Source organism: Streptomyces sp. NPDC059906, from assembly GCF_042730645.1.
GTDB classification, from domain to species: Bacteria; Actinomycetota; Actinomycetes; order Streptomycetales; family Streptomycetaceae; genus Streptomyces; species Streptomyces rubrogriseus.
On sequence record NZ_JBHWKU010000033.1, the window covers coordinates 46,386 to 68,107 of the forward strand.

Annotated in this window: 18 protein-coding genes and 1 riboswitch; of the genes, 8 read left to right on the forward strand and 10 right to left on the reverse strand. The window is 71.3% G+C overall.

Annotated elements, in window-relative coordinates; all coding sequences use genetic code 11:
• Window positions 1-149: 149 nt before the first annotated feature.
• Window positions 150-1,589, reverse strand: a complete 1,440-nt coding sequence (locus tag ACFV9J_RS33755; protein ID WP_385360799.1) for a gamma-aminobutyraldehyde dehydrogenase — start codon at window positions 1,587-1,589, stop codon at window positions 150-152.
• Window positions 1,590-1,754: 165 nt separating this feature from the next.
• Here ACFV9J_RS33755 and ACFV9J_RS33760 point away from each other — a divergent pair, with 165 nt between their 5' ends.
• The 7 genes from ACFV9J_RS33760 to ACFV9J_RS33790 all read left to right on the forward strand — a co-directional run bounded on the left by ACFV9J_RS33760 (window position 1,755) and on the right by ACFV9J_RS33790 (window position 8,731).
• A complete protein-coding gene (locus tag ACFV9J_RS33760; protein WP_007444925.1) occupies window positions 1,755-2,270 on the forward strand; it encodes an Lrp/AsnC family transcriptional regulator in 516 nt (171 codons plus the stop codon).
• Window positions 2,271-2,272: 2 nt separating this feature from the next.
• Window positions 2,273-3,646, forward strand: a complete 1,374-nt coding sequence (locus tag ACFV9J_RS33765) for an aspartate aminotransferase family protein (protein ID WP_385360802.1) — start codon at window positions 2,273-2,275, stop codon at window positions 3,644-3,646.
• Between the two features lie 193 nt (window positions 3,647-3,839).
• Window positions 3,840-4,616, forward strand: a complete 777-nt coding sequence (locus ACFV9J_RS33770; RefSeq protein ID WP_385360805.1) for an ABC transporter ATP-binding protein — start codon at window positions 3,840-3,842, stop codon at window positions 4,614-4,616.
• Window positions 4,598-6,139: a hypothetical protein gene (locus ACFV9J_RS33775; RefSeq protein ID WP_385360808.1), complete on the forward strand. Its 1,542-nt coding sequence runs from the start codon at window positions 4,598-4,600 to the stop codon at window positions 6,137-6,139. The genes ACFV9J_RS33770 and ACFV9J_RS33775 overlap by 19 nt, the downstream gene beginning before the upstream one ends.
• A 106-nt stretch (window positions 6,140-6,245) precedes the next feature.
• A complete protein-coding gene (locus ACFV9J_RS33780) occupies window positions 6,246-6,653 on the forward strand; it encodes a VOC family protein (protein WP_385360811.1) in 408 nt (135 codons plus the stop codon).
• 26 nt (window positions 6,654-6,679) lie between these two features.
• Window positions 6,680-7,864: an LOG family protein gene (locus ACFV9J_RS33785; RefSeq protein ID WP_385360814.1), complete on the forward strand. Its 1,185-nt coding sequence runs from the start codon at window positions 6,680-6,682 to the stop codon at window positions 7,862-7,864.
• A gap of 156 nt (window positions 7,865-8,020) precedes the next feature.
• Window positions 8,021-8,731, forward strand: a complete 711-nt coding sequence (locus tag ACFV9J_RS33790) for an LAETG motif-containing sortase-dependent surface protein (RefSeq protein WP_385360817.1) — start codon at window positions 8,021-8,023, stop codon at window positions 8,729-8,731.
• 61 nt (window positions 8,732-8,792) lie between these two features.
• On the opposite strand, the gene ACFV9J_RS33795 is transcribed toward ACFV9J_RS33790, so the two are convergent.
• The 5 genes from ACFV9J_RS33795 to rlmN form a co-directional block, all read right to left on the reverse strand.
• Entirely contained in the window at window positions 8,793-9,593 is an 801-nt protein-coding gene (locus ACFV9J_RS33795) for a maleylpyruvate isomerase family mycothiol-dependent enzyme (protein ID WP_385360820.1), read from the reverse strand.
• A 24-nt stretch (window positions 9,594-9,617) separates the two neighbouring features.
• The gene (locus ACFV9J_RS33800) at window positions 9,618-10,664 is read right to left on the reverse strand and encodes an ABC transporter ATP-binding protein (protein WP_385360878.1); all 1,047 of its coding nucleotides are present in this window, start codon (window positions 10,662-10,664) and stop codon (window positions 9,618-9,620) included.
• 10 nt (window positions 10,665-10,674) lie between these two features.
• Window positions 10,675-12,381 (reverse strand): ABC transporter permease, encoded by a 1,707-nt coding sequence (locus ACFV9J_RS33805; RefSeq protein WP_385360822.1) that lies wholly within the window; start codon window positions 12,379-12,381, stop codon window positions 10,675-10,677.
• The gene (locus tag ACFV9J_RS33810) at window positions 12,357-13,403 is read right to left on the reverse strand and encodes a thiamine ABC transporter substrate binding subunit (RefSeq protein ID WP_385360881.1); all 1,047 of its coding nucleotides are present in this window, start codon (window positions 13,401-13,403) and stop codon (window positions 12,357-12,359) included. Before ACFV9J_RS33810 ends, ACFV9J_RS33805 begins: the two co-directional genes overlap by 25 nt.
• A 154-nt stretch (window positions 13,404-13,557) precedes the next feature.
• A riboswitch (TPP riboswitch) is annotated at window positions 13,558-13,663 on the reverse strand.
• Between the two features lie 20 nt (window positions 13,664-13,683).
• Window positions 13,684-14,790, reverse strand: a complete 1,107-nt coding sequence (gene rlmN, locus ACFV9J_RS33815; RefSeq protein WP_385360825.1) for a 23S rRNA (adenine(2503)-C(2))-methyltransferase RlmN — start codon at window positions 14,788-14,790, stop codon at window positions 13,684-13,686.
• 144 nt (window positions 14,791-14,934) lie between these two features.
• On the opposite strand from rlmN, the gene fxsT reads away from it, so the two are divergent.
• Entirely contained in the window at window positions 14,935-17,868 is a 2,934-nt protein-coding gene (gene fxsT / locus ACFV9J_RS33820) for an FxSxx-COOH system tetratricopeptide repeat protein (RefSeq protein ID WP_385360828.1), read from the forward strand.
• 126 nt (window positions 17,869-17,994) lie between these two features.
• On the opposite strand, the gene ACFV9J_RS33825 is transcribed toward fxsT, so the two are convergent.
• From ACFV9J_RS33825 to tsf, 4 genes are all read right to left on the reverse strand, one after another.
• The gene (locus ACFV9J_RS33825) at window positions 17,995-19,140 is read right to left on the reverse strand and encodes a phosphatidate cytidylyltransferase (protein WP_385360831.1); all 1,146 of its coding nucleotides are present in this window, start codon (window positions 19,138-19,140) and stop codon (window positions 17,995-17,997) included.
• Window positions 19,140-19,697, reverse strand: coding sequence for a ribosome recycling factor (frr, locus tag ACFV9J_RS33830; RefSeq protein WP_059300879.1), 558 nt, complete (start codon window positions 19,695-19,697; stop codon window positions 19,140-19,142). The genes ACFV9J_RS33825 and frr overlap by 1 nt, the downstream gene beginning before the upstream one ends.
• A 178-nt stretch (window positions 19,698-19,875) precedes the next feature.
• Entirely contained in the window at window positions 19,876-20,637 is a 762-nt protein-coding gene (gene pyrH, locus ACFV9J_RS33835; RefSeq protein ID WP_385360835.1) for a UMP kinase, read from the reverse strand.
• Window positions 20,638-20,842: 205 nt separating this feature from the next.
• Complete coding sequence (gene tsf / locus ACFV9J_RS33840) at window positions 20,843-21,679, reverse strand: translation elongation factor Ts (protein ID WP_385360838.1); 837 nt, start codon at window positions 21,677-21,679, stop codon at window positions 20,843-20,845.
• Between the last annotated feature and the right edge of the window lie 43 nt (window positions 21,680-21,722).

The following is a 21,722-nucleotide window of genomic DNA, read 5'->3' on the forward strand; positions in this document are numbered from 1 at the left end:
CGACCGGGACAATCGACGCTGCGTCGAGCGGGCCCGGCCAGGCCCGACACCCTGTCGAGCGCGGGGAGTTCACGCCCTCGGTACACACGCGCCGCGGCCCCGGACGGAGACCGGGGAGGTCCGTCCGGGGCCGCGCACACCGCGTGGGGTCACATGTCCAGCGACGTCATCACGTGCTTGATCCGCGTGTAGTCCTCGAAGCCGTAGCCCGACAGGTCCTTGCCGTAGCCGGACTTCTTGAAGCCGCCGTGCGGCATCTCGGCGACCAGCGGGATGTGGGTGTTGATCCACACGCAGCCGAAGTCCAGCCTCTTGGACATCCGCATCGCGCGGCCGTGGTCCTTGGTCCACACCGAGGAGGCCAGCGCGTACTCCACGCCGTTGGCCCACTCGACGGCCTGGTCCTCGTCGCGGAAGGACTGGACGGTGATGACCGGGCCGAACACCTCCTGCTGGATGATCTCGTCGTCCTGCTTGAGCCCGGAGACGACGGTCGGGGCGTAGAAGTAGCCCTTGTCGCCGACCCGGTGGCCGCCCGCCTCGACCTTGGCGTGCGCGGGCAGCCGCTCGATGAACCCGGAGACCTGCTTGAGCTGGTTGGGGTTGTTGAGCGGGCCGTACAGGACGTCCTCGTCGTCCGGCTGCCCGGTCTTGATCTCGGACGCGGCCTTGGCGAGCGCGCTGACGAACTCGTCGTGGACCGACTCGTGGACCAGCACGCGGGTGGCGGCGGTGCAGTCCTGCCCGGCGTTGAAGTAGCCCGCCTCCGAGATGCCCTCGACGGCCTTGGGGATGTCGGTGTCCTCGAAGACCACGACCGGCGCCTTGCCGCCCAGCTCCAGGTGGACCCGCTTGAGGTCCTTCGACGCCGACTCGGCGACCGACATCCCGGCCCGCACGGAGCCGGTGATGGAGGCCATCGCCGGGGTCTCGTGCTCGACCATCAGGCGGCCGGTGTCGCGGTCGCCGCAGACGACGTTGAAGACGCCCTTGGGGACGATCGAGCCGATGATGTCGGCCATCAGGGCCGTGGAGGCCGGGGTGGTGTCCGAGGGCTTGAGGACGACCGTGTTGCCCGCGGCGAGCGCCGGGGCGAACTTCCACACGGCCATCATCATCGGGTAGTTCCACGGCGCGACCTGCGCGCAGACACCGATCGGCTCCCGGCGCACGAAGGAGGTCAGCCCCTCCATGTACTCGCCGGCGCCGCGGCCCTCCAGCATCCGCGCCGCGCCCGCGAAGAAGCGGATCTGGTCGACCATCGGCGGGATCTCCTCGGAGCGGGTCAGCCCGATCGGCTTGCCCGTGTTCTCCACCTCGGCCGCGATCAGCTCCTCGGCCCGCTCCTCGAACGCGTCCGCGATCTTCAGCAGGGCCTTCTGCCGCTCGGCCGGGACCAGGTCCCGCCAGGCCGGGAAGGCCGCCGCGGCGGCCGCCATCGCGGCGTCCACGTCCGCCTGCCGGGACAGGGGAGCGGTCGCGTACGCCTCGCCCGTGGCGGGGTTGACCACTTCCGTGGTCCGTCCGTCGGCGGCGTCCCGGAACTCACCGTCGATGTAATTGCGCAGACGACGCAGCTCGGTGCTCACTGCCGGCCCTCCAAGTTCGGGTGTCCATTGACTGAGACACCCACCCTAGACGGACACCCGACGTTTTCAACACCCCCACTCCCCTCGGCATTGCGATATCCGCAGCTTGAAGCGACTCAGACAACGAATTTCATCGATCCGGCCTTGCGAAACTGTCGATACGTCGTGCACAGTGAAGCCGTGGCCAGTCGAAGCGCAGACCAGAAGGACTCCCGCGAGTCCAGGAACGGCGGTCCCCAGTTGGACGCCGTCTCCCTCGCCATCATCGAGCAGCTCCAGGAGGACGGCCGGCGGCCGTACGCCGCCATCGGCAAGGCCGTGGGCCTGTCGGAGGCGGCCGTGCGCCAGCGCGTCCAGAAGCTGCTCGACCAGGGCGTGATGCAGATCGTCGCCGTCACGGACCCGCTCACGGTGGGCTTCCGGCGCCAGGCGATGGTCGGTGTCAACGTCGAGGGCGACGTGGAGTCGGTGGCCGAGGCGCTGTCGGCCATGTCCGAGTGCGAGTACGTGGTGATGACCGCGGGCTCCTTCGACCTGATGGTGGAGGTCGTCTGCGAGGACGACGACCACCTCCTGGAGGTCATCAACCGACGCATCCGGGCCGTGCCCGGCGTGCGCTCCACCGAGAGCTTTGTTTACCTCAAGCTCAAGAAGCAGACCTATATGTGGGGAACCCGATAATCGTGAGCACCGACAGCCCCAAGGACCTCAGCAAGGCCGCGTACGACCACCTGTGGATGCACTTCACCCGCATGTCGTCGTACGAGAACGCCCCCGTCCCCACCATCGTCCGCGGTGAGGGCACCCACATCTACGACGACAAGGGCAAGCGCTACCTCGACGGTCTCGCCGGCCTGTTCGTGGTCCAGGCCGGACACGGCCGCACGGAGCTGGCCGAGGCCGCCGCCAAGCAGGCGCAGGAGCTGGCCTTCTTCCCGGTCTGGTCCTACGCCCACCCCAAGGCCGTCGAGCTGGCCGAGCGGCTGGCGAACGAGGCTCCCGGCGACCTCAACAAGGTCTTCTTCACCACCGGCGGCGGCGAGGCGGTCGAGACCGCCTGGAAGCTCGCCAAGCAGTACTTCAAGCTGACCGGCAAGCCCACCAAGTACAAGGTGATCTCCCGCGCGGTGGCCTACCACGGCACCCCGCAGGGCGCCCTGTCCATCACCGGCCTGCCCGCCCTCAAGGCCCCCTTCGAGCCGCTGGTCCCCGGCGCGCACAAGGTGCCGAACACCAACATCTACCGCGCTCCGCTCTTCGGCGACGACCCCGAGGCCTTCGGCCGCTGGGCCGCCGACCAGATCGAGCAGCAGATCCTCTTCGAGGGCCCGGAGACGGTCGCCGCGGTCTTCCTGGAGCCGGTGCAGAACGCGGGCGGCTGCTTCCCGCCCCCGCCCGGGTACTTCCAGCGGGTGCGCGAGATCTGCGACCAGTACGACGTGCTGCTCGTCTCGGACGAGGTCATCTGCGCCTTCGGCCGCCTCGGCACGACCTTCGCCTGCGACAAGTTCGGCTACGTCCCGGACATGATCACCTGTGCCAAGGGCATGACCTCGGGCTACTCCCCGATCGGCGCCTGCGTCATCTCCGACCGCCTGGCCGAGCCGTTCTACAAGGGCGACAACACCTTCCTGCACGGCTACACCTTCGGCGGCCACCCGGTGTCCGCCGCGGTCGGCATCGCCAACCTCGACCTGTTCGAGCGCGAGGGCCTCAACCGGCACGTGCTGGACAACGAGGGCGCCTTCCGCGCCACCCTGGAGAAGCTGCACGACCTGCCGATCGTCGGCGACGTCCGCGGCAACGGCTTCTTCTACGGCATCGAGCTGGTCAAGGACAAGGCCACCAAGGAGTCCTTCAACGAGGAGGAGACCGAGCGCGTCCTGTACGGCTTCCTCTCCAAGAAGCTCTTCGAGAACGGCCTGTACTGCCGTGCCGACGACCGCGGCGACCCGGTCATCCAGCTCGCCCCGCCGCTGATCTCCGACCAGGAGACCTTCGACGAGATCGAGCAGATCCTGCGGGCCACGCTGACGGAGGCGTGGACAAAGCTCTGATCATCCTTTGAGGTGATCATCACCGGCCCCGGAGCCGTCCGTTCGAGTGAGAACGGCGGCCCGGGGCCGCGTGCTGTCCGGCTTCCTCCGCGGCGACTCCTTACGGTGCCCAGTGACCGATCGGCCCCGCCTTCGTTCCCCCGGAAGGGGGACAGGACCGGGGAAATACGGATCAGAACCGAGGTGTACGCCCATGGAGGCCCCGCCGGACAACGACGTGCTCTGGGCCCGCGCCCTGCACTTCCAGCACCACGACGGCTCCCCCGCGCTGCAAGGAGTGTCGCTCGGCGTGCGCGAGGGCGAGATCCTCGCCGTGAGCGGCCCGCGCGGCAGCGGCAAGACCACGTTGCTGCGGTGTCTGTCCGGACTGGTCAAACCGCAGGACGGCGAGGTGTGGTTCAACAGCGTGCCGGTGCACACCATGGGCCCCCTCGGCCGCGAACGGCTGCGCCGCGACCGCTTCGGCTGGATCGACCCCGCCCCGGCGCTCGTCCCGGAGCTGAACGCCTGGGAGAACGCCGCGCTCCCCCTCATGCTGCGCGGCACCGGCCGGCGCCGGGCCAAGACCGCCGCCCTGGAGTGGCTGGACCGCCTCGACGTCGGCGGCAAGGCGCGCAGACGCCCGCACGAACTCCAGCAGGCCGAGCGGCAGCGCGTCTGCATCGCCCGCGCCCTCGCCGTCACCCCGGCGGTGCTCTTCGCCGACGAACCGACGGCCCCCCTGCACCGCGCCGACCGCGCCCACGTCCTGCGCACGCTCACCACGGCGGCCCGCTCGCACGGCATCACCGTCGTGCTCGCCACGCACGACGCGCAGACCGCCGCCCTGGCGGACCGCGCGGTGGCGCTCCTGGACGGACGGCGGGTACGGACCGTGCACCTGCCGCCGCTCGCCGAGACCACGGTGGCCACGGGTGCCGCCGGGACTCCCGGAACGGAAGGCCGGGCGGCGTGCTCGCTCTCCGCCTGACCTGCAGCGCCCACCTCGCCGTCCACCTGCGCCGCCTGCTGGTCGCGCTGGCCTCGGCGGGCACGGGTTTCCTGCTGCTGTGCGCCCTCGGCCACGCGCTGAGCCACCCCGACGCGCCCGGCGCCTCCGCCCTCCGCCTGGCCTGGTGCGCGGCGCCGCTGGCCGCCGCGGTGTACCTCGCGGTGGCCGTGGCCCGCACCGATCCCGGGACCCGGCCCCGCTCGGGGCTGTCCGCGATCGGTCTGGGGCCGGGCCGGATGATGGCCGTCTCGGCGACGACGACGGCCCTGTCCGCCGCGCTCGGGTCGGTGGCGGCCCTGCTCGCCTTCCTGTACCTGCGCGGCAGCCTGACCGGCCGCCCGCCCTCCGACCGCGTGGCGGCCGACGCCCTGGCCGTCGGCCCGTCCCTCCCCGCCCCGGCCGTCCTGACCCTGCTGGTCCTCGTGCCGGCCCTCGCCTCGGCGGCCGTGGCCCACACGCTGCGGCCCCGCGATCCCCGGCCCGCCGCGGCGGCCGCCCCCCGCGGTTACGGCCGCTTCGGCGCGTACGGCTGGGGCAAGGCCCGCGAAACCTTCGGCGCCTACGGCCGCTTCGGCGCCCGCACCGCCGCAGCGGGTGCCGCGGGCAGTGGTGCCGTCGCTGATGCTGCGGGCAGTGGTGCCGTCGCTGGTGCTGCGGGCAGTCGTGCCGTCGCTAGTGCTGCGGGCAGTGGTGCCGTCGCTAGCGCTGCGGGCAGTGGTGCCGTCGCTGGTGCGGCGGGCAGTCGTGCCGCTGGGGCGATGGGGGTCCCCCCGCTCGAGCGAAGCCGAGAGTGGGGGAGGGTGGGCGCAGGCGGCGCCCTGCACACGCAGGCGAGTGATTCCCACCCCCCGGCCCCGGCGGACGCCACCCCCGACACTCCCGACACCCCGACCGAGCCGACCCCCCGCCCCCAGAACACCACCGCCCTCCCCTGGGGCATCGCCGTACTCACCGCGGGCCTCACCGTCGAGACCTACACCGGCAACGCGGCCGGCGCCCCCGCCCCCGGCACCGCCCCCTCCGCCGGCGTCCTGATCGGCTGGGCCCTCACCGCCCTGGGCCTCGCCCTGGCCGGTCCCGGCCTCACCCACCTGTGCGGCCGTCTGCTCCAGGCGGCCCGGCCCGGTGCCCTGCGCCTCCTGGCCGGCCGCGTCCTCATGGAGGAGTCGCGGCGTGTCGGCCGCCCCCTCGGCGTCGTGGCCGCCGTCGCCGCCGCGGCCTACGTGGCCACGACGGTGTACGACGGGGACGGACCGGCCTTCGGCCCGCTCAGTACGCTGGGCGCCCTCCTGGTGGCCGGCTGCACGGTGGCCACCCTGCTCACCGCGGCCGTCGAGGCCAGACACGCCCGGGCCGACACCACGGACGCCCTGCTGCGCCTCGGCGCGCCCCCGGCGACCCTGCGCGCCGCCGCCGCGGTACGCGCCGCCGCCCTGCTCGTCCTGTTCGGTCCGCTGGTCCTGGTCGTCGCGGTACTGGCGGCGCTTCCGCTGGACCACTGACCGCCGGAAACCATTTCGAGAAAGTCCGCGAAACGGCGATGAGTTCCGGGGCCGCCTCGCGTCTATCACTTCGAACGGCACGCCATACGAAACCGGGAGAGGCCCCATGTACCAGCAGATGATCTTCGTGAACCTGGCGACCAACGACCTCGACGCCTCCAAGAAGTTCTTCACCGGGCTGGGGTGGGAGCTCAACGCCCAGTTCAGCGACGACAGCACCGCCTCGTTCCCGGTGAGCGACACCATCGTCGTGATGGTGCACACACCGCAGAAGTATCGCGAGTTCACCAAGAAGGAGATCGCGGACTCGACGAAGTCCAGCGAGGTGCTGATCGCGCTGAGCGCCGAGAGCCGCGAGAAGGTCGACGAGCTGGTGGACAAGGCGGTCGCGGCCGGCGGCTCGGTCTCCGGCGAGACCCAGGACCACGGCTTCATGTACGGCCGGGCCTTCGACGACGTCGACGGCCACACCTTCGAGGTCGTGTGGATGGACCCGGCGGCGGTCGAGGGCTGATCCGGGCGCGCGCCTAGCATGGGCGGGTGGATCAGACACCCGATCAGACACCCGCCCAGCGCAGGGCCCGCTCACCGCACGGGTCACCGTCGCTGTCGCAGTTCCAGTCCCACCACGCCTCCCACGACCGGGAGATCGAGAGCCTCGACGAGTTCGACCGTGTCGTCTCGTCGCCCGGCTCCCTGGCCCATCACCGCGTCCAGGCCGTCGACCTGACGGACCGTACGGACGCCCTGCTGGCCGCCGATCCCACCGGCGCCGTCTTCCTCGGCTGCCCGATGGACCCCGGCGCCGCCGCCCGGGTGCGCGCCGCCGGCGCCCTGGTCTTCCCGCCCATACCGGGACTGCCCTTCGACCCGTACCGGGCGCGCGTCTACTCCCCCGACGGGCTCTACGCCCGCCTCGACGAGGACTACGGGGCGACACCGGACGCCCTCGCCTACGACTGGTTCCAGCAGACCAAGGCCGACGGCGACGTGTTCGCCTCGATGCTGCGCGCCATCCACGACGACGCCGTCTCGGACGCGCTGGACGAACTCGTCGCCGGTGCCCGGGTGGTGGGCGTCATGGGCGGGCACGCCATGGCCCGCGGCACCGCGGAGTACGCGGGCGCCGCCCGGCTCGGCCGTGAGCTGGCCCGCGCCGGGCTCACGGTGGCCACGGGCGGCGGTCCGGGCGCGATGGAGGCGGCGAACCTCGGCGCGTACGCCGCCCCGTTCGACGACGGGATGCTGGACGAGGCCCTGATGCTGCTCGCCAAGGTCCCGTCGTTCGCGCCGTCGATCGCCGACTGGGCCCGGTCCGCGTTCGAGGTGCGCGAGCGCTGGCCCGGCGGCGGCGCCTCGATCGGCATCCCGACCTGGTTCTACGGCCACGAGCCGCCCAACGCCTTCGCCGCGCACATCGCGAAGTACTTCGCCAACGCCACGCGCGAGGACGGCCTGCTGGCCCGCGCCACCGCGGGTGTGGTGTTCCTGCCGGGCGCGGCCGGCACCCTGCAGGAGATCTTCGACAACGCGACGCCGAACTACTACGAGTCGCGCGGCGAGCCCACTCCCATGGTGCTCGTGGACCGGGAGCACTGGACCGAGACCCTGCCGGCGTGGCCGCTGCTGCGCTCGCTCGCGAAGGGGCGGACGATGGAGTCCCGCATCGCGCTTGTTGGCCGGATCGACGAGGCTCCCGAGGCACTGAAACGTATCGGCGGTTAATAAGACGGCAAAGTCAACGGTCGCGGCAGGCATACGCGTTGACACTTCTTACGCCCCGCTTATAGACCAGTGAGGCTCATGGGTGTGCTGATGCCGCGTCATCGAGCGTCGGCACTCTCTTCACCCCCCGCATCCGCGCTCCCGTAAAGGACAAACGTGGCAGTCCTGTCCATAATCAGCCGCACGGCATCCCGCCGCGGCGTCCGCGCCCTCGGCGTCGTCGCCGCCTCCGCGGCCCTGGCGCTCAGCGCCTCAGGCAACGCCCTCGCCTGCAACATCAGCGAGTTCTCCGCCGAAGCCAAGTGCGACGGCGACAACGGTGTCATCACCGTCACCGACGTGGACCCGGCCGGCATCCCGGCCACCGTCACCGTCTCCCTGAAGAGCACCGGCGAGCAGGTCGGTCAGGAGACGGTCAAGGGCTCCAAGGAGGGCACCACCGTCTCCTTCGCCGTGGACTGGAAGCCGAACACGGAGTACCGCGTCCACGTCAAGGCCGACAGGTACGTCGACGAGTACATCAAGCCGGACGTGACGACCCCGTCGACCCCCTGCAAGACCGAGGACACCCCGACCCCGACCCCGACCCCGTCGGAGAGCTCCTCGACCCCGTCCGACGAGACGGAGTCCCCGGCTCCCGAGCCGTCCACGTCGGCCCCGGCGCCGTCGCAGCCGGAGAGCACCGCCCCGGCGGCCGTGCCGAACGACAACGCCCCGTCCCCGGCGGCCGGTGACTCCAACCTCGCCGAGACCGGTGCCAACTCCAACACCGGCATGATCGCCGGTATCGCCGCGGCGCTGGTCGTCGTCGGTGGCGGCGCCGTCTTCTTCGGCCTGCGCCGTCGCGGAGCGAACAGCAACAGCTGACGCCCGCGCCGACCCGTTCACGGCGGTGGCCCGTCCCGTTCCGGGGCGGGCCACCGTCGTGTCAGCCGAACGTCGCCTTCTCCAGCCAGAGTTCGAGCAGCTTGCGGTCGCCGAGCACCTCGAGTCCCGGCGCGTCCGGCGGAAGCCTGCCGTAGAAGGCCAGCAGCACGTCCGTGAGCGGGCCGCGCAGCGCCACCGTCGCCTTCTCGTGCCCGCGGCGCCAGGTGATGCCGTCGTCGGGCAGTTCGACGAGCCACTCGGCGTTCAGCTCGGCGTCGGTGTCGGTCGCGTGCAGGTGGAGGCTGCTGCCGGGGGCCCGCAGTTCGTTCGCCGCGGCGCCGGGCAGGGCCCGCTGCACGAACCGTACGATGTCCAGCCACTCGTCGATCGCGTCGGCCGCCACCTCGGGCGCGACCGCCTGGTGGGGCAGGCCCGCCGCGAGTGCCGCGTCGGCGCCGTGGACGACGAGTTCGTGGGTCATCCGCCGCGCCCAGAACCCCGCCGTGTCGACACCGGCCCACGACCACGCGCGCGCGTGCGGACCGGCCTCCCGCAGCGCACCGACGACGACCTCGCCGGACTCCGCCAGCCACGCGTCCAGCGCCGCCGCGTCCCCGCTCGCCGCGGGCCCCTCGGCTCCGGGCGCCCGGTCCACCGGCACGTCCTGCTCGGCGCGGGTTCCGACGATCAGCCCGGTCCAGCGCAGGGCCCGGCCCACGTGCCGCACCAGATCCTCCAGGGTCCAGTCCGGGCAGGTCGGCACGGTGGCGGTCAGCTCCGCGCCGGAGGTGACCACGGCCCTGAGCCTGCCCACCTGGTGAACGATTTCGTCGCAGTACCCGTCGTGTGCGAGGAGTGTCATGCCGTCACCCTACGAGCGCGACGATCACCCGGGAACGCCCGATCGGCCGAGCACGACGACTTCCGCCGCGTCGAACTCCACCCCCACCGCGGCCCCGGCCTCCGGCGCGGCCCGCAGCGCGCAGGCCGCCTCCAGACGGGGCGCGTCCTCGGGCTGGAGGTGCACGGCGACGTGCGTGCCGCGGAAGGTGCGGGCCGTGACCGTGCAGCGCAGGCCCTCGTCGGCGGGGACGAGGCGGACGCCGGCCGGCCGCACGAGCACCGTACGCGTGCCCTGCGGGGCGTCCTCGGGGACCGGCACCTTGCCCCACGGGGTGGTGGCGGCCTGCCCGGTGACGGACGCCTCGGCCACGTTCTCGAAGCCGAGGAAACGGGCCACGAACGCGTCCGCCGGCCGCTGCCACACCTCCAGGGGCGTGCCCGACTGGGCGATCCGCCCGTCCCGCATCACCACGACCCGGTCGGCGAGCGCGAACGCCTCGCCCTGGTCGTGCGTCACGGCGAGCACCGTGGTGCCCAGCCGCCCGAACAGCTCCCGCAGCTCGACCACGAGGCGTTCCCGCAGCGAACGGTCCAGCTGGCCGAGCGGCTCGTCCAGCATCAGCAGCCGGGGCCGGGGCGCGAGCGCGCGGGCCAGGGCCACCCGCTGCTGCTCCCCGCCGGAGAGCGCGGCGACGGACCGGCGGGCGGCGCCCGGCAGTCCGACCAGTTGCAGCAACTCCGCCACCCGGGCCCGCTGCTCGGCCCGGGACGCGCCGCGCATCCGCGGCCCGAAGGCGATGTTCCCGGCCACGTCCCGCTGCGGGAACAGCTGGTGGTCCTGGAACATCAGCCCGACCTCGCGCTTGTGCGCGGGCACCCCGGACTGGTCCCGGCCGTCCAGCGTCACCCGCCCGGCGTCCAGCGGCTGGAGCCCGGCGACCGCCCGCAGCAGCGTCGACTTGCCGCTGCCGCTGGGCCCGAGCACGCACACCACCTCGTGCTCGGCGACCCCCAGGCCGACGTCGTCGAGCACGGCCCGCCCGCCGAAGCGGACGGTCGCGCCTTCCAGGCTCAACAGGCTGGGCGGCATCGGCGGCATGTCAGAACTCCCCGCTCCGGTCGGTCCGCAGCCGCTCCAGCACCACCAGGGCCACTGCGCACACCAGCATCAGAATCGTCGAAAGGGCCATCGCCTGGCCGTAGTTCATGTCCCCGGGCCGGCCCAGCAGGCGGGCCACGGCGACCGGCAGCGTCGGGTTGTCGGGCCGTGCGATGAACACGGTCGCCCCGAACTCCCCCAGCGACACCGCGAAGGCGAACCCGGCCGCCACCAGCAGCGCCCGCCGCACCATCGGCAGGTCCACCTCGCGCCAGACCCGCCACGGCGACGCGCCCAGCACCGCGGCCGCCTCCCGCAACCGCCCGTCCACCGCCCGCAGCACCGGCAGCATGGTCCGTACGACGAACGGGACGCCCACCAGTGCCTGTGCGAGCGGCACCAGGATCCAGGAGGACCTGAGGTCCAGCGGGGGCTCGTCCAGCGCGATCAGGAACCCGAACCCGACCGTCACGGCCGACACCCCGAGCGGCAGCATCAGCAGCGCGTCGAACCCGCGCACGAAACGGCCCGCGTCGCGCCGGGTGAGCGCGGTCGCGGCCAGCGCGCCGATCACCACGGCGATGGCGGTGGCGGCGACGGCGTACTGGAGGGAGTTGCCGATCGCCTCGATCGGCGGGACGAGGAAGGCGCCGCCGTCCTCTCGGGTCAGCGCCCGGTAGTAGCCGAAGCCGGACGCCCCCAGCGACCGCTGGACCAGTACCGCCAGCGGCAGCACCAGCAGGACGGCGATGACGCCCAGGACGCCGGCGAGCAGCGCCCACTGTCCGGCTCCGCGCGGCCGGCGCGCGGTCGTGGCCGCGTCCACGAGCCGCAGCGCCGTCTCCCGCCGCCGCACCGTCCAGGCGTGCACGGCGAGGACGGCGACGACCGCCGCGAATTGGATCAGCGTCAGGACGGCGGCCGTGGACAGGTCGAAGACCTGCGAGGTCTGGCGGTAGATCTCCACCTCCAGGGTGGAGAAGGCGGGCCCGCCGAGGATCTGGACGACGCCGAAGGAGGTGAAGGTGAACAGGAAGACCATCAGCGCGGCGGCGGCCACGGCGGGCGCCAGCGCGGGCAGGGTGACCTGCCGCCAGGCCCGTGTCCGCGAGGCGCCGAGCATCCGGGCGGCCTCCTCCTGCCGCGGGTCCAGCTGCGACCACAGACCGCCGACGGTGCGGACGACGACGGCGTAGTTGAAGAAGACGTGCGCGAGGAGGATCGCCCACACCGTGGTGTCCAGGCGCAGACCCCACAGCTCGTCGAACAGCCCGCCGCGCCCCACCAGCGCCAGGAACGCCGTACCGACGACGACCGTCGGCAGCACGAACGGCACGGTCACCACCGCCCGCAGAACCTGTTTGCCGGGGAAGTCGAAGCGGGCGAAGACGTACGCGCCGGGCAGCGCGACGAGCAGCGTGAGCCCGGTGGACGCCAGCGCCTGCCAGGTGGTGAACCACAGCACGTGCCGCACGTCCGGCTGTGCGAGCACGTCCCCGATCCGCCCGAGCTGCCACACCCCGTCGATCTTCAGGCCGCGGGCGACGATGGCGGCGACGGGGTAGGCGAAGAACACCGCGAAGAACGCGACGGGCACGGCCATGAGGCCGAGCCGGGCCGCGCTCCCGCGGGCGGTCCGGGCCGGCCGCACCGCCTGCTTCACCGGCCGCGTCCCTTCGCGGCTCACTTCAGTACGAGCGAGGTCCACGACTTGACCCACTGGTCGCGGTTGTCGGCGATCTTCGCCGGGTCGAGGGTCTGCGGGTCCTTCGCCTTCGGCCCGAACTTCGAGAACACCTCGGGGACCTGCGCGCCCTCCCGCACCGGGTAGACGAACATGTTCAGCGGCATGTCCTCCTGGAAGGACTCGCTCAGCAGGAAGTCGAGGAGCGCCTTGCCGCCCTCGGGGTTCTTCGCGTTGCTGAGCAGACCCGCGTACTCGACCTGCCGGAAGCAGGTGCCGTCGGCGACGCCCGTGGGGGCGGTGTCCGGCTGCGGGTCGGCGTAGACGACCTCGGCGGGCGGGGAGGAGGCGTAGGACACGACGAGCGGACGGTCGCCCTTGGCCTTCTTCCCGCCGGCCGAGCCGGAGAACTCCTCGTTGTACGCCTGCTCCCAGCTGTCGACGACCTTGACGCCGTTCGACTTGAGCTTCTTCCAGTAGCCCTCCCAGCCGTCGTCCCCGTACTTGGCAGCGGTACCGAGCAGGAAGCCGAGGCCGGGCGAGGAGCTGCCCGCGTTCTCGGTGACGAGCAGGTCCTTGTACTCGGGCTTGACCAGGTCGTCGAGGGTCTTGGGCGGGGTCAGCCCGTGCTCGCCGAAGTACGCCTTGTCGTAGTTGACGCAGATGTCGCCGGTGTCGACGGGCGTGACCCGGTGCTCGTCCCGGTCGGCCCGGTACTCGGGCAGGACGAGGTCGGAGCCCTTGGCCTCGTACGGCTGGAACAGGCCGTTGTCGAGGGCGCGGGAGAGCAGGGTGTTGTCGACGCCGAAGAAGACGTCGCCCTGCGGGTTGTCCTTGGTGAGGATGGCCTTGTTGACGGCCTGTCCGGCGTCGCCGTCCTCCAGGACCTTGACCTTGTAGCCGGAGTTCTTCTCGAAGGCGGCGATCACGTCCTTCGACACGGCCCACGAATCGTGGCTGACCAGCGTCACGGTCTTGGAGCCGCCGGAGCCGCCGGAGCCGCCGTCGTCGGACGAGGAGCCGCAGGCGGCCAGGCCGCCGACCATGCCCAGCCCGACGGCCAGGACACCGACCTTCTTGGTGATGCCCTTCTTGGTGACGCCCTTCTTGGTGATGCTCACTGAATTCCTCCTGGGTGACCAGGAGAAGACGCGGCCCCGCCCGGAACCCCTGGCGAGGGTCCCGGGCAGGGCGCAACAGCTCGAGTGGTGACCGATCTCCCTACCCAGAATGACCTGGGCCAGGTTCGGAGGGTCTGCGGCCGGTGCCGCACTCTCAGCGCTGTGGCGCTCCCCTGTCGGAATATGAAGATGTACGCCGGTCAGGTTACCTCTCGCTCGCGGCGAGCTGACCACACGCCCCGTCGATCTCCTGCCCACGGGTGTCCCGGATCGTCACCGGCACACCGTGCGCCGCGATCGCCTCCACGAACGCCTTCTCGTCCTCGGGCCGGGACGCGGTCCACTTGGAGCCGGGCGTCGGGTTGAGCGGGATCAGGTTGACGTGCACGGGCCTGCCCTTGAGCAGCCGCCCGAGCCGGTCGCCGCGCCAGGCCTGGTCGTTGATGTCGCGGATCAGGGCGTACTCGATGGACAGCCGGCGCCCGGACTTCGCCGCGTACTCGAACCCGGAGTCCAGCACCTCGCGCACCTTCCACCGCGTGTTGACGGGGACGAGGGTGTCGCGCAGCTCGTCGTCGGGGGCGTGCAGCGAGATGGCGAGGCGGCACTTGAAGCCCTCGCCGGTGAAGCGGTGGATCGCGGGGACGAGACCGACCGTGGAGACGGTGATGCCGCGCTGGGAGAGCCCCAGCCCGTCGGGCTCGGGGTCGGTGAGCCGGCGGATGGCGCCCACGACCCGGTTGTAGTTGGCGAGGGGCTCGCCCATGCCCATGAACACGATGTTGCTGAGCCGCGCGGGGCCTCCCGGGACCTCGCCGTCCCTGAGCGCCCGCATGCCGTCGACGATCTGGTGCACGATCTCGGCGGTCGACAGGTTGCGGTCCAGGCCGGCCTGGCCGGTGGCGCAGAACGGGCAGTTCATCCCGCAGCCCGCCTGGGAGCTGATGCACATGGTCACCCGGTCCGGGTAGCGCATGAGCACCGACTCGACGAGCGTCCCGTCGAACAGCTTCCACAGCGTCTTGCGCGTGGTCCCCTGGTCGGTCGACAGGTGCCGCACGACCGTCATCAGCTCGGGCAGCAACGCTTCCCGCAGCCCCTCGCGCGAACCGGCGGGGATGTCGGTCCACTGCTCGGGGGCGTGCGCGTACCGCGCGAAGTAGTGCTGCGAGAGCTGCTTCGCACGGAACGGCTTCTCACCGATCGCGGCGACAGCCTCCTTGCGCTCGGCAGGCGTGAGGTCGGCAAGGTGCCGCGGCGGCTTCTTGACTCCGCGCGGCGCGACGAATGTGAGTTCTCCGGGCTTAGGCATGGCCTTCCCAGTGTCGCAGATCCACTCGGGTGCCCCTGCGGGTGCCGGCGTCCGCTCCGGGCGGCGATTTCGCCCTTTCGCTACCCGCCCCAGGTCATACGCGGAATCATGGTCCCGCATGGCACCTAGGGGACGGGGGCAAGGGTGACCGATCACGCCCAGCAGTTCTTCATCAGCTACGCGGGCACCGACCGGGCCTGGGCCGAGTGGGTCGGCTGGTACCTGGAGGAGGCCGGTCACCGGGTCATCCTGGACATCTGGGACTGGCGCACGGGGGACAACCTGGTCCAGCGCATGGACGAGGCGCTCACACGCGCCGACGCGGTGATCGCCCTGTTCTCCACGTCCTACTTCGAGGACGAACGCTGGACCACCGAGGAGTGGACCGCCGCCGTCGCCCACCGCGACCGCCTCATCCCCCTTGCTCTGGAACCCCTCACCACCAGTGACCTTCCCCGCGTTCTGGCCGCCAAGCTGCGCAAGAACCTCCACGGTCTGGATGAAACCGCGGCCCTGACCGCACTGCGCGAGGCCGTCAACAGCGGCAGCCGTCCCTCCGCTCCCCCGCCCTTTCCCGGCACCGCCCCGGCAGCGGGCACCCTCCAGGCAGCGGGCACCGTCCCAGCAGCAGGCGCCGTCGTCCCGGCAGCGGGCCGGAGCAAGCCACGGCTGCCCGGAAGCACCGAGCAGCCCCAGGTGTGGAGCGTACGACGGCGCAACCCCGACTTCGCCGGCCGCGAGACGGAGATCGCCCGCCTGCGGGAAAGCCTCCTGAAGGAGAGCAAGGCCGTACCCCAGGCCCTGCACGGTATGGGCGGGGTCGGCAAGACCCAGCTCGCCCTGGAGTACGCCCACCGCTTCGCCGACCAGTACGACGTCGTGTGGTGGATCGACGCCGACCAACCCGACGAGATCCCCGTCCACTACACCGAACTCGCCAACCGCCTGGGGCTCGCCAAGCCCGACGCCGGCGCCGAGGCCAACGCCCGCGCCCTGCTCTCCCACCTCGGCACCCGCGAGCGCTGGCTGCTCATCCTGGACAACGCCGAGGACCCCGCCCAGGTGGAGCCCTGGCTCGCCCAAGGCCCCGGCCACACCCTGATCACCTCACGCAACCCGAACTGGGCCGGCACCGCCCGGGCCACGCCCCTGAACGTCTTCGCCCGCACCGACTCCCTCACCTATCTGCAGGGCCGGGTCGGCAGCATGGACGACGAGCAGGCCGACACCCTCGCGGCGGACCTCGGCGACCTCCCGCTCGCCCTCGCCCAGGCCGCCGGCGTCATCGCCAACGGCGGCGTGAGCCTGGGCCTCTACCACCAGCTCCTGGCCACCAACACGACCCAGATCCTGGAAAAGGGCGGCGCTCCCGGGTACCCCGCACCGGTGGCGGCCACCGTCACCATCGCCGTCGACCGGCTCACCGACCATCACCCCGACGCGGTGGCGCTGCTGCACCTGGTTGCCCTCCTCGGCCCCGAGCCCATCCGGAACACCTGGCTGGAGAGCGTGCGCCCCCGGCTGACCACCATCCCCGGCGACCCCGCCGACCCGATGTGGCTCCACGAGGCGCTGAGCCCCCTCAGCCGTTACGGCCTCGCCCGCACCGAGCCCGAGAGCTTCCAGATCCACCGCCTCACCCAGGCCGTCCTCCGTGACCAGTCCCTCCCGGACCAGTCAGTGGCCATCCGCAACGACGCCACCACGCTCCTCGCCGCCGCCAACCCCGGGGATCCCCAGACCCCGGACAACTGGCCCGCCTGGGCGGCACTCACCCCGCACCTCACGGCGCGGCACCTCGCCCCGACCGAGCAACCGGAACTGCGGCCGACTCTCCTCGACGCCGCCCACTACCTGATCAGAAGCGGCCAGACACGCACCGCCCGCGACCTCGCCGCCACGGCCCACACCGCGTGGGCCACCACCATGGGAGAGGACCACCCCGACACCCTCACCGGCGCCCAGTTCCTCGGCCACGCCACGGCCGACCTCGGCAAGCACGCCGAAGCCCGCCGCATCATCGAGGACACCCTCACCCGCAGGCGCCACACCCTCGGCGACGACCACCCCGACACCCTCCAGTCCGCCAACGACCTCGCGAGCACCCTGCACGACCTGGGCGAGCACACCGAATCCCGCTCGCTCAAGGAAGACACCCTCGCCCGCCGACGCCGCACCCTCGGCGACGACCACCCCCACACCCTCCAGTCCGCCCAAAACCTCTCCGTCACTCTGTACGACCTCGGCGAGCACACCGAATCCCGCCGCATGGACGAGGACACCCTCACCCGCCGACGCCGCACCCTCGGCGACGACCACCCCCACACCCTCCAATCCGCCCACAACCTCGCCGTCACTCTGTACAGCCTCGGCGAGCACACCAATGCCCGCCGCATGGACGAGGACACCCTCACCCGCCGACGCCGCACCCTCGGCGACGACCACCCCCACACCCTCCAATCCGCCCACAGCCTCGCCGTCAGCCTGCACAGCCTCGGCGAGTACGCCGAATCCCGCCGCATGGACGAGGACACCCTCGCCCGCCGACGCCGCACCCTCGGCAGCGACCACCCAGACACCCTCGAGTCCGCCCACAACCTCGCCTCAACCCTGCACAGCCTCGGCGAGCACACGGAATCCCGCCGCATGGACGAGGACACCCTCGCCCGCCGACGCCGCACCCTCGGCGACGACCACCCCCACACCCTCCGATCCGCCCACAACCTCTCCGTCAGCCTGCACAGCCTCGGCGAGTACGCCGAATCCCGCCGCATGGACGAGGACACCCTCGCCCGCCGACGCCGCACCCTCGGCGACGACCACCCGGACACCCTCCGATCCGCCCACAGCCTTGCTGTCACCCTGTGCCACCTGCGCCAATACAGGGCAGCGGCTCAGCTCCTCGAAGACGTAGTCACCCGCCAACGTCGCGGCCTCGGCGCCGACCACCCCGACACCATCGACACCACCCGCGACCTCGCCAAGGCACTGACCGCGCTGGGACGGCCGTTCGAAGCCCAGCGACTGCTCGCTCCCCAGAAGCAGAAGAAGTCACGCTTCCGACGCAAGCGCAGGTGATCTGCTGCGGGAGCGTCGCGCAGACCTCGGAGCACATGTGAAGAGGGACCCGCCGCCCTGTGGGCAACGGGTCCCTCTTCAAAGAACCAGCAGATCAGGCCGATCCCGTATGGATCGCCGACCGGATCACGACCCCACGAAGATCACCAGCAGCAGCCACACCACCGGTGCCGTCGGGAGGAGGGAGTCGAGGCGGTCCATGATGCCGCCGTGGCCCGGCAGAAGGGTGCCCATGTCCTTGATGCCGAGGTCTCGCTTGATCATGGACTCGCCGAGGTCGCCCAGGGTGGCGCTGACGGCGACCACGAGGCCGAGCAGCAGGCCCTGCCACCAGGTGCCGTCGTCGATCAGGAACTGCATGCACAGCGCACCCGCCACCATCGCGAACGCGACCGCTCCCAGCAGGCCCTCGCGGGTCTTGCCGGGGCTGATGCGCGGGGCGAGCTTCTTCTTGCCGAAGCGCCAGCCGACGGCGTAGGCCCCGGTGTCGCTGACGACCGTCAGTATCAGGAAGACCAGGACGCGCCAGGCGCCGTCGTCCGCCGCCAGCATCATGGCGACGAAGGTGGCCAGGAACGGCACGTAGAACGCGGCGAAGAGGCCTGCCGTGACGTCCTTGAGGTAACCCTCCGGCGGCTCCGTCATCCGCCAGACCAGGACCGCGAGCGCGGTGAGGGCCATCGCGACCCACGCCCCCTCGGCCCCGCGCGCGTAACCGGCGACCACCATCGCGGCGCCGCCGATCGCGAGCGGTACGAGGGGCGCCTTGATGCCCTTGCGCTCCTCCAGCCGCTTGGTCAGCTCCCACAGACCCACCACGACGGCGACCGCGATCACACCGACGAAGACCGCCTTGACGACGAACAGCGACGCGACGATCACCACGCCGAGGCCGACGCCGACCCCTATCGCCGCCCCCAGGTCACGCCCCGCGCTCTTCTTCTGCGGCGGCGGCTGGGACTGCGCCGGCTGCGGGGCGTCGGGCATGGGCTCCGGATTCTGCGGCACCGCCGCATACGGCTGCGCCGACGGGTTCTGGTCGTGGAACGGCTCGTCCCGGAACAAGGGACCGCTCAGCCGAGCGGTCCCCTGGTCGTCGTCCTGGTCTCCGCCGTGTTCGGGTACGTCGGGCACGATGGGCATGGGGCGAGTCTGCTGCGCGTAGTGCGCATCGTACGCGGGACCCGCCGGGCCGGCGCCCTGGACGGGCCCCTGGTCGGACGGCCCCCAGTACCCGGCTTGTGGCGGCGCTCCCCAGGAAGAGTCGTTCATCAGACCTCGAGCAGCTCCGCTTCCTTGTGCTTCAGAAGCTCGTCCACCTGTGCGACGTACTTGGCGGTGGTGTCGTCGAGCTCCTTCTCCGCACGGCGGCCCTCGTCCTCACCGACCTCGCCGTCCTTGACCATCTTGTCGATGGCGTCCTTGGCCTTGCGGCGCACGGAGCGGATCGAGACCTTGGCGTCCTCGCCCTTGCTCTTGGCGACCTTGATGTACTCGCGGCGGCGCTCCTCGGTCAGCTCGGGGAACACCACCCGGATGATGTTGCCGTCGTTGCTCGGGTTGACGCCCAGGTCGGAGTCGCGGATCGCCTGCTCGATGTTGCGCAGGGCCGTCTTGTCGAAGGGGGTCACCACCGCCATGCGCGGCTCGGGCACGGAGAACGAGGCCAGCTGGTTGATCGGCGTCGGCGCGCCGTAGTAGTCGGCCACGATCTTGTTGAACATCGCCGGGTGCGCACGGCCGGTGCGGATCGCGGCGAAGTCCTCCTTGGCGACCACGACGGCCTTCTCCATCTTCTCCTCGGCCTCGAGGAGGGTCTCTTCGATCACCACTTGCTCCTGCGTGTCTTGAGTAGGCCCGGCTGCGGTTCCCTGCGGGCGGCGGCCGGCTGCGTCGCGTTCTTCCTGCACGGTTCCCGACCGGCGGGACATTGTCCATCCCCCGGTCCGGCCCCGTCCCGTCCGTCCCCCGGACAGGTGGCGTCCGCGGACGGGGGGTGTTCTCCGGTCAGTCCCGGCTGCCCTGGTCACCCACAAGCGTGCCGATCTTCTCACCCTTGACGGCGCGGGCGATATTGCCCTCCTTCAGCAGCTCGAAGACCACGATCGGGAGGCTGTTGTCGCGGCAGAGCGTGACGGCCGTGGCGTCGGCGACCTTCAGGTCGCGGGTGATGACCTCGCCGTAGCCGAGCGCGTCGAACTTCACGGCGTCCGGGTTGGTCTTGGGGTCGGAGTCGTAGACCCCGTCCACGCCGTTCTTGCCCATGAGCAGCGCCTCGGCGTCGATCTCGAGGGCACGCTGCGCGGCGGTGGTGTCGGTGGAGAAGTAGGGCATGCCCATACCGGCGCCGAAGATGACCACACGGCCCTTCTCCAGGTGACGCACGGCGCGCAGCGGGATGTAGGGCTCGGCGACCTGGCCCATGGTGATGGCGGTCTGCACGCGGCAGTCGACGCCCTCCTTCTCCAGGAAGTCCTGGAGGGCCAGGCAGTTCATCACGGTGCCGAGCATGCCCATGTAGTCGGAGCGGGCGCGGTCCATGCCGCGCACCTGCAGCTCGGCGCCGCGGAAGAAGTTGCCGCCGCCGATGACGATCGCGATCTGCGCGCCGTCCCGGACGACGGCCGCGATCTCGCGGGCCATGGCGTGCACCACGTCGGGGTCGACGCCCAGGCCCCCACCGCCGGAGAACGCCTCGCCGGACAGCTTCAGCATGAAGCGGCCGCTTACTTTGCCGTCGTCACTCTTCTCGGCCTGGGTGCTGCTCATGGAGTCTCGCCTCTTCTACGTGGGTCACACACACGAAGAAGGCCACTGCCGGTGGGGGCGTGTTTCGCATCCCGTACGCGGCAATGGCCTCCTCGTCAGATCTGCTGTCGTCCGCCGCCGCGCGCGCGTGCGCCACGGCATGCGCGTACGGCGCCGACGACTTGCGTCGACCCTACCGGGGTCGCGCGTCCGTCGCGGTACGGACTCAGATGCCGACCTTGATGCGCGAGAAGCGCTTCAGGCTGACACCGGCCTCTTCCAGCACCTTCTGGACGGACTTCTTGTTGTCCAGGGCGTAGGGCTGGCCGAGCAGGGTGGCGTCCTTGAAGAAGCCGTTGAGGCGACCCTCGACGATCTTCGGCAGGGCGGCCTCGGGCTTGCCCTCGGCGCGAGTGGTCTCCTCGGCGACGCGGCGCTCGGACTCGACGACCTCGGCCGGGACGTCCTCCTTGGAGAGGTACTTCGGCGCGAAGGCGGCGATGTGCTGGGCGACGCCCTTGGCGATCTCGGCGTTGGGCTTGTCCAGCTCGACGAGGACACCGATCTGCGGGGGCAGGTCGGGCATCGTGCGGTGCATGTACGCGGTCACGAAGCCGCCGGAGAACTGCGCGAAGCGGTCCAGGACGATCTTCTCGCCGAGGTTGGCGTTGGCCTCGTCCACGTACGCCTGGACGGTCTTGCCGGGCTCGATCGTGGAGGCCAGCAGGGCCTCGAGGTCGGCCGGGGCGGCCTTGGCGACGTGCTCGGCGATGGCCGTGGCGACGTTCTGGAACTTCTCGCCCTTGGCGACGAAGTCCGTCTCGCACTTCAGCTCGACGAGGACACCCGAGGTGTTGTCGTCGGCGATGATCGAGACGACGGCGCCGTTCTCGGCAGAGCGGCCCTCGCGCTTGGCGACGCCCTTCTGACCCTTGATGCGGAGCGCCTCGACGGCCTTCTCGACGTTGCCCTCGGCCTCGTCCAGCGCCTTCTTGCAGTCCATCATGCCAGCGCCGGTGAGCTCGCGGAGCTTCTTGACGTCGGCGGCGGTGTAGTTCGCCATGATTCCGGAATCTCTCTCGAAGTCTGAAGATCTACGGGCCGGA

Bases quoted from the DNA above. Each gene is read 5' to 3' on its own strand.
- ACFV9J_RS33770 (WP_385360805.1), top strand. From the start codon at position 3,840: ATGGAGGCCCCGCCGGACAACGACGTGCTCTGGGCCCGCGCCCTGCAC.
- ACFV9J_RS33780 (WP_385360811.1), top strand. From the start codon at position 6,246: ATGTACCAGCAGATGATCTTCGTGAACCTGGCGACCAACGACCTCGAC.
- ACFV9J_RS33795 (WP_385360820.1), bottom strand. From the start codon at position 9,593: ATGACACTCCTCGCACACGACGGGTACTGCGACGAAATCGTTCACCAG.
- ACFV9J_RS33800 (WP_385360878.1), bottom strand. From the start codon at position 10,664: ATGCCGCCCAGCCTGTTGAGCCTGGAAGGCGCGACCGTCCGCTTCGGC.
- ACFV9J_RS33810 (WP_385360881.1), bottom strand. From the start codon at position 13,403: ATGGTCGGCGGCCTGGCCGCCTGCGGCTCCTCGTCCGACGACGGCGGC.
- rlmN (WP_385360825.1), bottom strand. From the start codon at position 14,790: ATGCCTAAGCCCGGAGAACTCACATTCGTCGCGCCGCGCGGAGTCAAG.
- ACFV9J_RS33825 (WP_385360831.1), bottom strand. From the start codon at position 19,140: ATGAACGACTCTTCCTGGGGAGCGCCGCCACAAGCCGGGTACTGGGGG.
- pyrH (WP_385360835.1), bottom strand. From the start codon at position 20,637: ATGAGCAGCACCCAGGCCGAGAAGAGTGACGACGGCAAAGTAAGCGGC.
- tsf (WP_385360838.1), bottom strand. From the start codon at position 21,679: ATGGCGAACTACACCGCCGCCGACGTCAAGAAGCTCCGCGAGCTCACC.